Below are 14,405 nucleotides of genomic sequence, written 5' to 3'. Positions count from 1 at the left end.
CCTCTCGCCTTTCCGGGCGTGGAACCGGTTCCAGTCCGATGCGTTCGTCGAGGCAGTCGTACGTGGAGGCGGCCATGAGGACGATGAATCTGAACAGTGTCATTGACAGCCCTATCTGTGCGCGGGCCTTGCTTGCAGTGTCGCTCGTGATCGTATTCGCCGCGGTGTTCGGACTTTTCGGATACTGAAGGGCGTTTGCGTCAGACGGCAGGATTTGGCGAAGAACGCGGTACCATCGAAAACGGAAAAGGCCTCCGGCGTTTTGCGCCGGAGGCCTTTCTCCTCGCAGGGATAGCGGGGTCAGAAGGTGATCTTGTCCTTGATGTCGGACTCGACATTCGAGGGCAGGACGCTGCGCTTCACGAGATCATTGAAGTCTTTGAACTTCGCCTTGGAGCGCTCCTCGATGATTTTCTTGGAGCGCGCTTCGCCGATGCCCTTGAGACTGTCGAGTTCGGCGGCGGTCGCGGTGTTGATGTTGATCTTCTTGACCTGAGCGGCGGCTGCGGGCTGTGCAGGCTTGGCGGCTGTGCCAGCGGCGGGCGCTGCGGGCGTCGTGACTGGGGCCGGGGCACGTGCGGGGGCGCTCGGCTGCGTGGCGGGCTGTTGTGCGAAGGCGAAGCCGGCGGTCAGCGCGAGGGCGACGATCGGCGAGATGATGCGCGAAAGGCTCATGGTTGGACTCCATAGTCCTGCCCCGGGAGGGTAGCATCGGACAGGCGCCGGGTCGCCCGCCTCGACAACGCCGGCAGCCTGGAGCCGTTCGGCGTGCCGCGTCAGATCCGCACTGGTGAGTGGCGATATCGCGACGCAACGCCGTCAATTCGCGCCTTCTGGCCTGAACCCGCCCTGAATGCGCCGTTCAGTGTTCGGACGGTTTTCGGGATCAGCGCGTGACGAACTCGGCCAGCCGTCCGGCACCATAGAGCAGGCCAAAGCCCCATGCGAAAGACGCGGCCCAGTTGGCGAGCTGGAACGGCAGGAACGGCATCTTCACGATGCCGGCGACGATGGCGATGACCGCCCGCAGCGGCCCGAAGAAGTGGCCAATGAGAATGCTGAAGATGCCCCATTTCTCGAAGAAGGCATGTCCCTTCTCGAGCAGTTCAGGGTTCTTCTTGAGCGGCCAGGTTTCTCCGATGCGCGGGCCGAGCACGATGCCGGCCCAATAGGAGATCCAGAAGCCGCAACCCGCGCCGAGCGAGGCCGCGAAAGCCAGCGGAACCAGGTCGAGACCGGAGGCTCCCGCCGCCGCGCCGAAGGCGGTGAAGAACACCGTGGCGGGTACGAGCCAGGACAGCACCGCCACACATTCGGCGAAGGCCACCAGAAAGACGATCGGGATCGCCCATTGCTGGTTGGTGCGCATGAACTCGACGAGTCCCTGCATCAGGCTTTCGAGTTGCTGCATGAGGGTCGAGATCTTTCAGGCCAAGGCGCTGGCTTATCGCTGCCTCGGGCCGTGGATGCAACAGCTGCGCGCTGCGGCGAATCTGCCGGACAAGACCAAGGTTGGGTTGCCTTCCGGAGGCGATCACCTAGAGTTTCGCCAAACGAACGCGATATTCGGCCAGGCGCTTGGCGCAGCAGGCCGTTGGGGAACGCTTTATGGAGCTTCAAGACCGCCTGCACGCTGGTGCGGGCCCTGCTGGCGTGCCCGGGGCGGATACCGCGCCAGCTGTCAATCTCAGCGGCATCGACATCACCTTCCAGCTTGCAGGCGGGCATCGCTACAAGGCGGTGACCGGCATCGATCTCACCGTCTCGGCCGGGGAGTTCGTTTCGGTCGTGGGGCCGACCGGCTGTGGAAAGTCGACCTTGCTCAATGCTGCGGCTGGGCTGCTGACCCCGTCTGCCGGCAAGGTCGGGATATTCGGCAAGCCGCTCGCGGGGCTGAATGTGCGCGCGGGCTACCTGTTCCAGCAGGACGCGCTGATGCCGTGGAAGACGGCGCTGCAGAATGTCGCCGTGGCGCTGGAGCCGATGGGCGTGCCGGCTGCGGAGGCCGATGCCCGTGCGCGAGACTGGCTCGGCCGTGTCGGCCTGCGTGCCTTCGTCGATCGGTATCCGCATATGCTCTCGGGTGGCCAGCGCAAGCGCGTCAGCCTCGCGCAGATGCTGATCCGCAATCCCGAGATTTTGCTGATGGACGAGCCGTTCGGACCGCTCGATGCGCAGACCCGGCAGATCATGGGCAACTTGCTGCTGGATCTCTGGTCGAAGGATCGAAAGGCGTTGATCTTCGTCACCCATGATCTCGAGGAGGCGATCGCGCTCTCCGACCGCGTCGTGGTGATGTCGGCGGGGCCGGCCGCCGGAATCGTCGCCGATTACAGAGTCACCCTGCCGCGCCCGCGCGATATCGCCGAGATCCGGCTGGAAAAGGCCTTCCACGAGATCCATCGCGACATCTGGTCGTCGCTGCGCATCGAGGTGCAGAAGGCTTACGCCATGGGCGAAGGCAAGGAACTGGTGCAGGGAGACGCCTCGTGAACCGCCTGACGCTCCTTGCACTGCAGATTCTCGTCGCGGTCGTGTTCCTGCTGATCTGGCACGTCTTCACCGTCTATCCGCTGCTCGGCGACACCAAGACGATCCAGTTCTTCTTCTCGACGCCGCTGCAGGTCCTTGGTCGGACCTGGACTCAGCTCACTGGCGGCGACATCTATTTCCATCTCGGCATCACGCTGACCGAGACCGTGCTCGCCTTCGTCATCGGCTCGGCGGCGGGCGTCTTCTTCGGCTTCACCTTCGCGCGCCGGCAGCTGATGGCGGCGGTGTTCGACCCCTATATCAAGGCGGCCAATGCGCTGCCGCGCGTGGTGCTGGCGCCGATCTTCGCGCTCTGGTTCGGCCTCGGCATCTGGTCGAAGGTGGCGCTCGGCTTCACGCTGGTCTTCTTCATCGTCTTCTTCAACGTCTACCAGGGCGTCCGCGAGGTCTCGCCGACGGTGCTCGCCAATGCCCGCATGCTCGGCATGAACGAGCGCCAGCTCTTCCGCCATGTCTACTGGCCGTCGGCCCTGACCTGGATGTTCTCCTCGCTGCACACCTCTGTCGGCTTTGCGCTGGTCGGTGCGGTCGTCGGCGAATATCTCGGCTCGTCGGCCGGTCTCGGCTACAAGATCCACGAGGCCGAGAGCGTCTTCGATGTCACCGGCGTTTTCTCCGGCATGCTGATCCTGGCGCTCTTCGTCATCGTGATCGATTCGCTTGTCACCTTCGTCGAGAAGCGCCTGCTGGTCTGGCGGCCCGGACAGAGCGCGACCACGACGACTTAGATCATCAGACCGGATATCGTATCCAGTCTGATGATCTATTCATCTGTATTTGCATCGGCCTTCCCGAAAACCGCAATCCACTTTTCGGGCMGATGCTTTAGGCTGGCGCTGCCGGTTCACCCCGCGCTTGCTGTCTTGGGGCGCTGCTGACGAGCCTTGAGCCCGACAGCGGCGCCGTTTTCGATCAGGGTCAGGAAGGCTGTCGCGACCGGGCGAAGCGTCTCCGCGGGCGGCGATACGGCGTGCAAGGTGCGACGGAGGTTCGGGCGGAGGGGGATCCCAACCACGCCGCGGCTGTCGTCGAGGGCCAGCTCGGGCATGATCGTCAGGCCGAGCCCTTCACGCACCATGCTGAGCAAGGTCGCGTTGTCGCGCACGAGGCAGGCGATCTCGGGATGGCTGGCTGCTGCTGTCAGGAGTTCCTGGATGAGCGTTTCGCAGCCGCCTCCCGAGAGCAGCATGCGTTGCCCGTCCAGGGCAGCGAGCGGGAGCGAGGCCCGGGATGCAAGCTCGTGGTCGGCGGGAACAACGACGAGGTAGTCGTCGGAATAGACCGGGCGGGCTGCCAGTTCGGGATGGGTGCGGCTGGTGATGCCGATCTCGACCACGCCGGCCTGGATCCAGGCGGTGACCTCCGGATCCGTCCCTTCATACAAGCTCACCGTGATGCCGGGATGCTCGGTGCGCAGGCGCCGCAGCCATGCGGGCAGCAGCCGGATGGCTGCGCTCTGTACGACGCCGATCCGCAAGGTGCCGCTCAACTTGCCGGCAAGTCCGCTGCAAGTGCCGAGCCGTTCGACGGCCGCGAGTACCGCACGCGTCTCGACAAGGGCCGCTTCGCCGGCTGCCGTCAGCACCAATCCATCGCGGCCGCGCAGCAGCAAGGCGGCGTCCAACGTCCGTTCCAGCCCCGCGACCGCCTGGCTCACGGCTGACTGCGACAGGCAGAGGCGGTCGGCCGCCACCGTGAAGCCGCCATGTTCGACGACGCCGGCGAAACAACGCAGCTGCACCAGAGTGACATTAGGTGGCATGATCGAGGGGTATTCCAAGGATTAATTGGACTGATCTTGTCCGCGTCCTTAACCCGGCCACCGCAACACACTCAAGGCCAGGGATGGGGCTCGATGACCGCCGTATCAGACAGATTGACCGTGGGCCTCGCCCAGATCGCTCCGGTATGGCTCGATCGCGATGCCACACTGGGGAAGGTGGCCGACTGGATAGCGCGCGCCGCCGCGGCAGGGTGCGGCTTCGTCGCGTTCGGGGAGGCGCTGGTGCCGGGTTATCCCTTCTGGATCGAACATACCGACGGGGCGCGCTTTGAATCGTCGCTGCAGAAGGAGATTCACGCGCATTATCTGGATCAGGCCGTTCAGATCGAGGCCGGCCATCTGGCTGCGGTCTGCGCTGCGGCGCAGCGCGGCGGCATCGCCGTCATGCTCGGCATCATCGAGCGGCCGGCAGATCGCGGCGGGCACAGCGTCTATTGCTCGCGCGTGCATATCGGTGCGGATGGCATGATCGCGTCGGTGCATCGCAAGCTGATGCCGACCTATGAAGAGAGGCTGAGCTGGGCGCCGGGCGACGGACATGGTCTTCAGGTGCACCGTGTCGGGGCCTTCACGGTTGGCGGGCTGAACTGCTTCGAGAACTGGATGCCGCTGTCGCGAGCAGCGCTGTACGCGCAGGGTGAGAATCTGCATGTGGCGCTTTGGCCGGGGAACCTCCGCAACACGGTGGATACGACCTGCTTCCTGGCGCGCGAGGGGCGCAGCTACGTGCTGGCGGTCTCGGGACTGATGCGCAAGCAGGATGTGCCGGCCGGCAGTCCTGCTGCTGCCATGCTGGAAACCTGCCCCGAGATCCTCGCTGATGGCGGCTCCGGCATCGCCGGCCCTGACGGCAAATGGGTGATCGAGCCCGTGACGGGGCGCGAGGAGCTTCTCGTTGCGACGCTTGATCATCGCGAGGTCAGGCGCGAGCGCCAGAATTTCGATCAGGCCGGACACTATGCCCGCCCGGATGTGACACGCCTCATCGTCAACCGGACCCGGCAGGGCGTTGCGTCCTTCCGGGGCGAGGGGACGCTATAGCGACGCGGGCTCACCGGCGTTCGCCTGGGGGACTCAGACGAAAGTTGCGCTCCGGGCCTCGGGCTGATCGGGGAGGCGAAGGTTGCCCGTGCCGGGCAATCTCGCCTATCGTCGGGGCCGACTGCGCCAGTTCAGAAGCGCAAACCGATCCCATCAGGAGGAAATTCGATGAGCTTCACCCGTCGCGGCGCGCTGGCCGCGCTCGCCTTGTCCACCTCTCTCGGCTTCGTGCCGTTTGGCGCACAGGCCCAGACGGCCGAGAAGCCGAATGTCACGCTCGGCGTCGGCGGCAAGCAGCTGCTCTATTATCTTCCGCTGACGGTCGCGGAGAAGAAGGGCTTCTTCAAGGAGCAGGGGCTCGACGTCACGATCAACGATTTCGGCGGTGGCGCGAAGTCGTTGCAGGCCCTCGTCGGCGGCTCGGTCGATGTCGTGACCGGCGCCTATGAGCATACCATCCGGATGCAGGCCAAGGGGCAGGACATCCGCGCCGTGGTTGAGCTCGGGCGTTTCCCGGCGATCACCATCGCCGTGCGCAAGGAGCTTGCCGACAAGGTCAAATCCGCGGCCGATTTCAAGGGCTTGAAGATCGGCGTCACCGCGCCCGGCTCCTCGACCTCGCTGACCGCGCAATATGCCATGGTCAAGGCCGGCCTGAAGGCGACCGACGCGCCGATCATCGGTGTCGGTGCCGGCGCCAGCGCCGTTGCCGCGATCAAGCAAGGCCAGGTCGACATCATCTCGCATCTCGATCCCGTGACCTCGAAGCTCGAAGCGGATGGCGATGTCGTGGCGCTGATCGACACCCGCACCGAGGCCGGCACCAAGGCGCTGTTCGGCGGTTCAAACCCTGCTGCCGTGCTCTATCTCAAGAATGATTTCGCCGAGAAGAACCCGGTCACGACGCAGAAACTCGTCAACGCGCTGGTCAAGTCCCTGAAATGGCTGGAGACGGCCAAGCCCGAGGATGTCGCCGATCTCGTCCCCGCCGAATACCATCTCGGCGACAAGCCGCTCTATCTGCGCGCCGTCAAGAATTCGCAGGAAAGTTATTCGCGCACCGGCATTTCCACGCCAGATGCGATGAAGAGCATGTATGACTCGCTGAAACTGCTCGATCCTGAGCTTGCGACCTCGAATGTCGACCTGAACAAGACCTTCATCGACAGCTTCGCGAAGAAGGCCGCCGCCGGATCGTAGTCTCTCGACTCCTTTCTGCAGGCCGGTCAAACTCGGCTCTTCCATTGGGAGAGCCGAGATGACCGAGCGCGCTGCGATCGAGACCTTGCTCCTGAGCGCCTATGAGGCGCGTGTGCAGGGGGATCTTGATGGAGTGATGGCCTTCTTCCATCCCGATTGCCGGTTCCATTTCATGGGAGCGGAGGATCTCGGGCCCATGTGCAGCCCCCAGACGGGCTGTGCCGCGGTTCGGGAGCAGATGGCCGGGCTGATCGGCACGTTCGCCTTTTCGAAGTTCAGGACGCTGGGGCTGCTCGTCGAAGGCGCTCGCGCCTCGTTTCACTGGAGCGCCGATGTCACCCATGTGCCGACCGGTCGTACCCAGAGCTTCGAGGCGGTCGATCTGGTCACTGTGGAAGACGGCAAGGTGCGAAGCCTGACGCAGTTCACCGACACGGCCAGCGTGATGCGTCTCGGCTCTGCCTGATCGCCGTTTGTCATCGCCTGCATCAACGCTTTCGATTTGCTCCCGGCGCGGCAACCGCTAGGTTCGCCGCGTCGTTTCGTTGAAGGCTTATGCTGCGCGCCATGAACATCCTCTCGATCCAGTCCCATGTCGCTTTTGGCCATGTCGGCAACGCCTCCGCCGTTTTCCCGATGCAGCGACTTGGGGTCGAGGTCTGGCCGATCCATACCGTGCAATTCTCGAATCACACGGGCTACGGGGACTGGAAGGGCCGGGTCTTCGAGGGCGGCATGATCGACGAGGTGATGGGAGGCATTGCCGAACGTGGGGTGCTGCCGGGCTGCGACGGCGTGCTCTCCGGCTATATGGGATCGGCCGATATCGGCCACGCCATCCTGTCTGCCGTCGAACGTGTCCGCGCGGCCAATCCCGATGCGCTCTATTGCTGCGATCCGGTGATCGGCGATGTCGGGCGCGGCATTTTCGTGCGGCCGGGCATTCCCGAATTCATGCGCGAACAGGCGGTGCCGGCTGCCGATATCGTCACGCCGAACCAGTTCGAGCTCGAACTCCTGACGGATATCGAGGTGAAGACCATCGCCGACGCGCACCGCGCCGTCGAAACGCTGCGCGATGCCGACCCGAAAGTCGTGCTGGTGACATCGCTGGTCACGGAAGAAACGCCGGCGGACGCGATCGACCTGATGGCGGCCGACGCCAAGGGCGCCTTCCGGGTGCGCACGCCGAAGATCGATATCAGCGTCAACGGTGCGGGCGATGCGATCGCCGCCCTCTTCTTTGTCCACTACATGCGCGAGGGATCGGCTGCCGCTGCCCTCAGCAAGGCCTCGTCCTCGATCTACGGCCTGCTGAAGCGGACGAAGGAGGCCGGCTCGCGCGAGATCCTGACGGTCGCCGCGCAGGACGAGTTCGTGACGCCTTCGCAGCTCTTCACGCCCGAAGCGATCTGAGCCGCAGGCTGAATTCGATGAAACTGCGCGTCGGCACCTTCAATGTCGAAAACCTGCTGACGCGCCACCGCTTCGAGAATGGCGGACGCATCGACACCTCTGCGGCGATGTCGCTGTTTCATTTTCCGCGCGCCGACCAGCGCGATGCCGTCGAGCGCTCGCTCGCGGTGGCGCTTGAGGACGACAAGCGCCAGATGACGGCGCTCGCCATCGCCGAGGCGCAAGCCGATATCTGGATGCTGCAGGAAGTGGATTCGCTCGCGAGCCTGCAGGCGTTCTTTGCCAATTACGTCCATCGCATCGCCGATTACCGCTACGGCCATTTCGCCCTGATCGACGGCAATGACAGGCGCGACATCGATATCGGCTTTGGCGCCCGGCGCGATCTGCTGGCGCCCCAGGCGGTCCGTGTCGTCTCGCACAAGGACCTCAGCTTCGGCCAGGCCGGCGCTTATGATCCTTCGCTCGCGCGGTTCGGCATCAGGCCGGGCGACAGGGTCTTTGCCCGCGATTGCCTCGCTGTCGAGCTGAGCTTCGGTGACCGTTCGCTGACGCTCTTCGGTTGCCATTTCAAGTCGATGAACAACGGCCGCGACGATGGCCGGCAGGAGACCCTGCCGATCCGGCGGGCGGAGGCCCTGGCCGTCAGGCACATCGTCAAGACCTGGTTCGGGGCGTCTTGGCGCGAAGCCAACTGGATCGTGCTGGGTGATCTCAACGGTTATCGCCATGGCCTTGGCCCACTTGGCGAGTTGGTCGACGAAGGGGATAGCGGCATCGAGCCGTTGCTCGAGGATTTCGCTGTCGACCCGATCATGCATCTGCTCCAGCATGAGCGCTGGACGCATTTCCGGCGCTACTGGTCGGAGGCCGAACAGCGGCTCATCGATAGCCATATGCCGCTGGACCATATCCTGCTGTCGCCGGCGCTGGCGGCTGCGAACCCCAATCCGGCCATGCAGATGATCCGGCGCGGTTTGCCCTATCGCGTGCCGCTCGATCCGCGCGAGCCCGATCGTTCGATGGCGCGGCTGGCGACCTGCAGCGACCGCTATCCGCGCGTCGGCTGGGACAGGCCAAAGGCGTCGGATCATTGCCCGCTGACCATCGATCTGGTCGTGCCTGCCACCAAGGGAGGGTTGCCGTGAAACGCCGCTTCGTCACGCTCGATGTCTTCACCGGGGCACGTCACGCCGGCAACCCTTTGGCGGTGGTGCTGGACGCAGAGGGCCTCGACACCGAGGCGATGCAGGCGATCACGCGCGAATTCAACCTGTCCGAGACGGTCTTCGTCGCGCCGCCCGCCCACCCGGCCAACCGTGCCGCCATTCGGATTTTCACGCCGGGCCGGGAGCTGCCATTCGCCGGCCATCCAACCGTCGGCACAGCCATCCTGCTCGCTCTCCACGATGCCCAGGCGGGCAGGGAAAACGACAAGCTCGTCCTGGAGGAGCGGATCGGTGCCGTCTCCTGCGACGTCTCGGTCGGGAATGATCAGGGCAGGGCGACCTTCACCTTGCCGCGCTTGCCGGAGCGGATCGGAGAAGCGGCATCGCCAGTGGAGCTTGCAACTGCGCTCGGGCTCGATCCTGCCGAGATCGGCTTCGATGCCCATGAGCCAGGCGTATTCTCCGGTGGAGTCGGCTTTACGCTGGTTCCGGTGGCGAGCCTCGAGGCGATGGGCCGCATCACGCTCGACATGATGCGGTGGAATACGGTGATGAAGCCGGCCGAGCATCCCAACGCCTTCGTCTATTGTCGGCAGACCCGCGATGCGGGCCATCACTTCCATGCCCGCATGTTCGCGCCAGGGATGGGCATCGGCGAAGACCCCGCGACCGGTGGCGCAGCTGCCGCCTTCGCCGCCGCTGTGATGGCCTTCGATCGTCCCGGCGATGGCGAGCACCGCCTCGTCATCGAGCAGGGGTACGAGATGGGACGGCCGTCGCAGATCGAACTCACTTTGCGGGTCGAGCGCGGTGGACTCGTTTCGGCCAGCATTGGCGGCGAAGCTGTGCTGGTGAGCGAGGGCGTGCTGCTGTGAGTGGGACCGAATGATGAATGGTGTTGTCGACGGGACGATCGTTCCGCTTGCGCGGGTCGAGGCCGTGGTCGAGCCGCATGACTGGGTCTTCGCGCGGGAGAACCACACTGCCATTGCCGCGCATTGGGCCAGGATCAGCGCCGGCAAGCCGGCGATGTTCAATGGCCGGATCATGCTGCAGCATCGCGGCGCGATCGCGGATGGCGTGTTCAGCGCACGCTATTTCGAGACGGATTACGCCGCCTTCATGACCTGGCGCGATCTTGGCCATCCCGGCCCGGTGGTCCGCAACGGCTATGCGATGGCGGCCCTGAGGGCGGCGGATGGCGCCTTTCTCTGCGGCGTGATGGGCGACCACACCGCCAATGCGGGCAAAGTCTATTTCGCCGCCGGTACGCCGGATCGCGAAGATCTCAGGGACGACGGCATGCTCGACCTTGCCGGCAGCGTCACCCGCGAACTCTGTGAGGAGACCGGACTGACCTTGGGCGAAATCGACGTCGATGAAAGCTGGACGGCGGTGATCCTGACGGGGCGCGTCGCCTTCATGCGGCCGGTGGCGCTGTCCTGGTCGGCCGAGGAGGCGCGCGAGATCATGCTGTCACGCATCAAGCAGCAGGCGGAGCCGGAACTCTCCGACATCGTGATTGTGCGCAATCTTGCCGAGAGCGACCATCTCGACATGCCGCCCTTCATGCGGCGCTATCTCGCCCATATCTACGCTCAAGACTGACCTTCCCCTGTTTTTCCGGAACGGAACGAGATGACCGCGCCAGAAGCCTTGCCGCTACCCGTCGACAATCCCTTCGCCGCCGTCTGGGAGACACCCTTCGGCCTGCCACCCTTCGCGGTGATCAAGCCTGAACACATCACGCCGGCATTCGAGGCGGCTCTGGCCAAGCACAAGTCGGAGATCGCGGCGATCTCCGACGATCCGGCAGTGCCTGAATTCGCCAACGTGATCGAAGCGCTGGAACGGTCGGGCCGCGCGCTCAGCCGCGTCGGCGGTGTCTTCTACAATCTCGCCGGGGCTGACACGAACGAGGCGCTGCAGTCGATCGAACGCGAGATGTCACCGGTCACCTCGCGGCACTGGTCGGCAATCATGATGGACCCGGCCCTGTTCGCCCGCGTCGATGTGGTCTTCGCGAAGCGCGAGAATCTGGGACTGGACGCCGAACAGAAGCGCCTGCTGGAGCGGACCTATCGCGGCTTCGTTCGCTCGGGTGCGCAGCTTGGTCCCGAGGAAAAGAAACGCCTTGCCGCGATCAACGAGCGGCTGGCGGGGCTCGGCACGCAGTTCAGCCAGAACGTGCTCAAGGATGAGGCCTCCTATGCGCTTGTCCTCGATGACGAGGCCAAGCTCGCGGGCGTGCCGCCCTTCCTCCGGGCGGCGATGGCCCATGCCGCTGGCGACCGGGGCCATGATGGCAAGCATGCGGTTACACTTTCACGTTCGATCATCGAGCCCTTCCTGACTTTCTCCACCCGCCGCGAGCTCCGCGAGGAGGCCTTCGTGGCCTGGAGCAAGCGCGGCGAGAATGGCGGCGAGACGGATAACCGCGCCATCGTCGCGGAGATGGTGGCTTTGCGTGCCGAGAAGGCGAAGCTGCTCGGCTTCGAGACCTTCGCGCATTTCAAGCTCGACGATTCCATGGCCAAGACGCCGGAGAATGTCCGGGGGCTGCTCGAACTGGTCTGGAAGCCGGCCAAGGCGCGGGCTGCGAAGGAAGCGGCTGACCTTGCCCTGCTCGCGCAGGAGGAGGGCGAGAATGGCCCGATCCGACCGTGGGACTGGCGCCACTATGCCGAGAAGGTGCGCCAGAAGACCTATGCGCTCGATGAGGCGGTGCTGAAGCCTTATCTCCAGCTCGACCGCATCATCGCTGCAGCCTTCGACACCGCGGGCAAGCTCTTCGGCCTGACCTTCGAGGAGAAGCACGATCTCGCTGGCTATCATCCCGATGTCCGCGTCTTTGAGGTCCGCGACGTGGGCGGCCGGCATATCGGGCTCTTCCTCGGTGATTATTTCGCCCGCGCATCGAAACGTTCGGGCGCCTGGATGAGCGCCTATCGCGGCCAGCGGAAGCTCGGCGGCGAGGTTCGCCCGATCATCGTCAATGTCTGCAATTTCGCGAAACCCGCAGCCGGAAAGCCGGCGCTGCTTTCGATCGACGATGCGCGCACCCTGTTCCATGAATTCGGCCACGCCCTGCATGGGCTGTTGTCCGACGTGACCTATGGCTCGCTCGCCGGCACCTCGGTCTCGCGCGATTTCGTCGAGTTGCCCTCCCAGCTTTACGAGCACTGGTTCCTGACGCGCGAGGTGATGCAGGCCTATTGCTTGCATGCCGAGACCGGCGAGCCGATCCCCGAGGGGCTGATCGACAAGATCAAGAAGGCGCAGACCTTCAATCAGGGCTTTGCGACGGTGGAATACACCTCCTCGGCGCTGGTCGACCTCGCCTTCCATTCGCTGAAGGATCCAGCAACGGTCGATCCGCTTGCCTTCGAGGCGGCAGAGCTGGAGCGTATCGGCATGCCGGCCGAGATCATCATGCGTCACCGCACGCCGCATTTCACCCATGTCTTCTCGGGCGACGGCTATTCGGCCGGCTATTACAGCTATCTCTGGTCCGAGGTGATGGATGCCGACGCCTTCAATGCCTTCATCGAGGCTGGAGACGTCTTCGCTGCCGATGTCGCCGCCAAGCTGAAGCGTTTCATCTATTCGGCGGGCGATACGCGTGATCCGGCAGAGGCCTACACGCTCTTCAGGGGCAGGCTGCCCACGCCCGATGCGCTGCTGGAGAAGCGAGGCCTGGCGGCGTAGGCGAAGCGCAGGCTCTCCCTGTCACGCGGGCCATCCACGTCTTGAACCGTCGGGGGCGAAGCGTGGAGCTTGGACGGAAGTACAGGTGGTCGGGACAAGCCCGACCACGACGCGTGCTGCAGACTAGACTAGATGCCGTAATGGGCCGGCGCTTCGAATAGCCATTTTGGGTGGCTGTCCCTCAGAATGATGGTGTTGAAAACGAGGTCCGAGCGATCGGCCTCAAGCATCATGAGAGGAACAGCCGTGGAGCATTATGCTGGAATCGATGTCTCTCTGACAGAGAGCAGCGTGTGCGTGGTCGATGCGACGGGTAAGATCGCCCGCGAGATCAAGGTCGCCAGCGAGCCCGAGGCGCTTGTTGAGTTTTTCGCCGAGCTGGAATTGCCCGTCGTTCGCATTGGCCTGGAGGCTGGGCCGCTCTCGCAGTGGCTGCACGCAGCTCTTGTCGCTGCTGGCCGTGAGGTCGTTTTACTGGAGACCCGTCACGTGAAGGCGGCGCTTTCGGCGATGACGGTGAAGACCGATCGGAAAGACGCCCGCGGGATCGCGCAACTGCTGCGGATGGGCTGGTATCGCGCGGTCCACGCGAAATCGGTGAACTCCCAGGATACCCGGGCGCTTCTGGTTGGCCGCAAGCTTCTGCAAGGCAAGCTTCTCGACGTCGAACTGAGCATCCGTGGCATCCTGCGCGGGTATGGGTTGAAGGTCGGCGACGTCAGCCGGGGCCGGTTCGAGGCGCGCATCCGCGAACTGACCTCGGGCCACGTCGTCTTGGAGACGGTGATCGGCGCGATGCTGGCGGCGCGCGCGGCGCTGTGGAGCGAGTTCACGAAGCTTCATCGCGAGATGCTGAAGATCGCGCGCGCCGACAAGGTCTGCCACCGGTTGATGTCCACCCCGGGCGTCGGCGCGCTGGTCGCCCTGACCTATCGCTCGGCGGTGGATGATCCTGCGCGGTTTGGGAAATCCAGCACGGTTGGCGCCTATTTCGGGCTGACGCCCAAGAAGTATCAGTCAGGCGAGACGAACCGGGACGGCGGCGTCAGCAAAGTCGGCGACACCATGGTGCGAACCGCGCTTTTCGAGGCGGCGCATATTATGCTGACGCGGGCGACCCGCTTCTCGAGCCTCAAGCGTTGGGCGCTCGATGTAGCGCAGCGCCGCGGCATGAAGCGCGCCAAGGTGGCGCTCGCGCGCAAGCTGGGCGTTGTGCTCCACCGCATGTGGGTCGACGCCACCGAGTTCCGCTGGAACAAGGCCACTCTGGCGGCATGAGGGAGATTCACATCTTCGAAGYGGACCAGGATCGGCGCCGCTTCATCTGAGGTCCCGTCGCTGGGACGAGAGCCTGGCAAGGTCGTGTGTAAGGCTGTGATTGCCTCGGCAAATCACGCACCCCTAGATTGACCTGTCGGCTCTGGATCTGATGGCATGGTGTGGCGGTCTTCGTACTGACCACGGACAGAAGCATGATCCTGGCGACGAGATATCGTTCAGAGGGACTTGACGATCAAAGGCCCATTACAGAAGCC

At 64.4% G+C, this 14,405-nt stretch carries 14 protein-coding genes; 11 read left to right on the top strand and 3 right to left on the bottom strand.

What is annotated here, in order from left to right; all coding sequences use genetic code 11:
* Positions 1 to 300: 300 nt before the first annotated feature.
* The gene (locus tag AC1DIO_RS31915; RefSeq protein WP_441508443.1) at positions 301 to 675 is read right to left on the bottom strand and encodes a ComEA family DNA-binding protein; all 375 of its coding nucleotides are present in this window, start codon (positions 673 to 675) and stop codon (positions 301 to 303) included.
* Positions 676 to 886: 211 nt separating this feature from the next.
* Positions 887 to 1,411, bottom strand: coding sequence for a DedA family protein (locus tag AC1DIO_RS31910; RefSeq protein ID WP_441508442.1), 525 nt, complete (start codon positions 1,409 to 1,411; stop codon positions 887 to 889).
* A gap of 197 nt (positions 1,412 to 1,608) precedes the next feature.
* Here AC1DIO_RS31910 and AC1DIO_RS31905 point away from each other — a divergent pair, with 197 nt between their 5' ends.
* Entirely contained in the window at positions 1,609 to 2,493 is an 885-nt protein-coding gene (locus AC1DIO_RS31905; protein WP_441489248.1) for an ABC transporter ATP-binding protein, read from the top strand.
* Entirely contained in the window at positions 2,490 to 3,281 is a 792-nt protein-coding gene (locus AC1DIO_RS31900; RefSeq protein WP_441489247.1) for an ABC transporter permease, read from the top strand. The genes AC1DIO_RS31905 and AC1DIO_RS31900 overlap by 4 nt, the downstream gene beginning before the upstream one ends.
* 116 nt (positions 3,282 to 3,397) lie before the next feature.
* Here AC1DIO_RS31900 and AC1DIO_RS31895 read toward each other — a convergent pair whose 3' ends face one another.
* Entirely contained in the window at positions 3,398 to 4,315 is a 918-nt protein-coding gene (locus tag AC1DIO_RS31895; RefSeq protein WP_441489246.1) for a LysR family transcriptional regulator, read from the bottom strand.
* Positions 4,316 to 4,408: 93 nt separating this feature from the next.
* Here AC1DIO_RS31895 and AC1DIO_RS31890 point away from each other — a divergent pair, with 93 nt between their 5' ends.
* The 9 genes from AC1DIO_RS31890 (at position 4,409) to AC1DIO_RS31850 (ending at position 14,148) form a co-directional block, all read left to right on the top strand.
* On the top strand, positions 4,409 to 5,377 hold the full coding sequence (locus AC1DIO_RS31890) for a carbon-nitrogen hydrolase family protein (RefSeq protein WP_441508441.1): 969 nt from the start codon (positions 4,409 to 4,411) through the stop codon (positions 5,375 to 5,377).
* Between the two features lie 168 nt (positions 5,378 to 5,545).
* Complete coding sequence (locus AC1DIO_RS31885; RefSeq protein WP_069879884.1) at positions 5,546 to 6,577, top strand: ABC transporter substrate-binding protein; 1,032 nt, start codon at positions 5,546 to 5,548, stop codon at positions 6,575 to 6,577.
* Between the two features lie 58 nt (positions 6,578 to 6,635).
* Positions 6,636 to 7,043 carry a nuclear transport factor 2 family protein gene (locus AC1DIO_RS31880; RefSeq protein ID WP_441508440.1) on the top strand — a complete coding sequence of 136 codons (408 nt, stop codon included), beginning with the start codon at positions 6,636 to 6,638 and terminating at the stop codon, positions 7,041 to 7,043.
* Positions 7,044 to 7,144: 101 nt separating this feature from the next.
* A complete protein-coding gene (gene pdxY, locus AC1DIO_RS31875; protein ID WP_476854663.1) occupies positions 7,145 to 7,993 on the top strand; it encodes a pyridoxal kinase PdxY in 849 nt (282 codons plus the stop codon).
* Between the two features lie 17 nt (positions 7,994 to 8,010).
* On the top strand, positions 8,011 to 9,141 hold the full coding sequence (locus tag AC1DIO_RS31870) for an endonuclease/exonuclease/phosphatase family protein (RefSeq protein ID WP_441508438.1): 1,131 nt from the start codon (positions 8,011 to 8,013) through the stop codon (positions 9,139 to 9,141).
* The gene (locus AC1DIO_RS31865) at positions 9,138 to 10,037 is read left to right on the top strand and encodes a PhzF family phenazine biosynthesis protein (RefSeq protein ID WP_441489241.1); all 900 of its coding nucleotides are present in this window, start codon (positions 9,138 to 9,140) and stop codon (positions 10,035 to 10,037) included. Before AC1DIO_RS31870 ends, AC1DIO_RS31865 begins: the two co-directional genes overlap by 4 nt.
* Positions 10,038 to 10,050: 13 nt before the next feature.
* Positions 10,051 to 10,770 carry an NUDIX hydrolase gene (locus AC1DIO_RS31860; protein WP_441489240.1) on the top strand — a complete coding sequence of 240 codons (720 nt, stop codon included), beginning with the start codon at positions 10,051 to 10,053 and terminating at the stop codon, positions 10,768 to 10,770.
* A 30-nt stretch (positions 10,771 to 10,800) separates the two neighbouring features.
* Positions 10,801 to 12,870: a M3 family metallopeptidase gene (locus tag AC1DIO_RS31855; RefSeq protein ID WP_441508437.1), complete on the top strand. Its 2,070-nt coding sequence runs from the start codon at positions 10,801 to 10,803 to the stop codon at positions 12,868 to 12,870.
* Positions 12,871 to 13,116: 246 nt separating this feature from the next.
* On the top strand, positions 13,117 to 14,148 hold the full coding sequence (locus tag AC1DIO_RS31850; RefSeq protein WP_441493890.1) for an IS110 family RNA-guided transposase: 1,032 nt from the start codon (positions 13,117 to 13,119) through the stop codon (positions 14,146 to 14,148).
* The last annotated feature ends 257 nt before the right edge of the window (positions 14,149 to 14,405 follow it).

Source organism: Allobosea sp. 05T439, from assembly GCF_056396005.1.
This window is presented reverse-complemented; position numbering and strand designations above follow the sequence as displayed.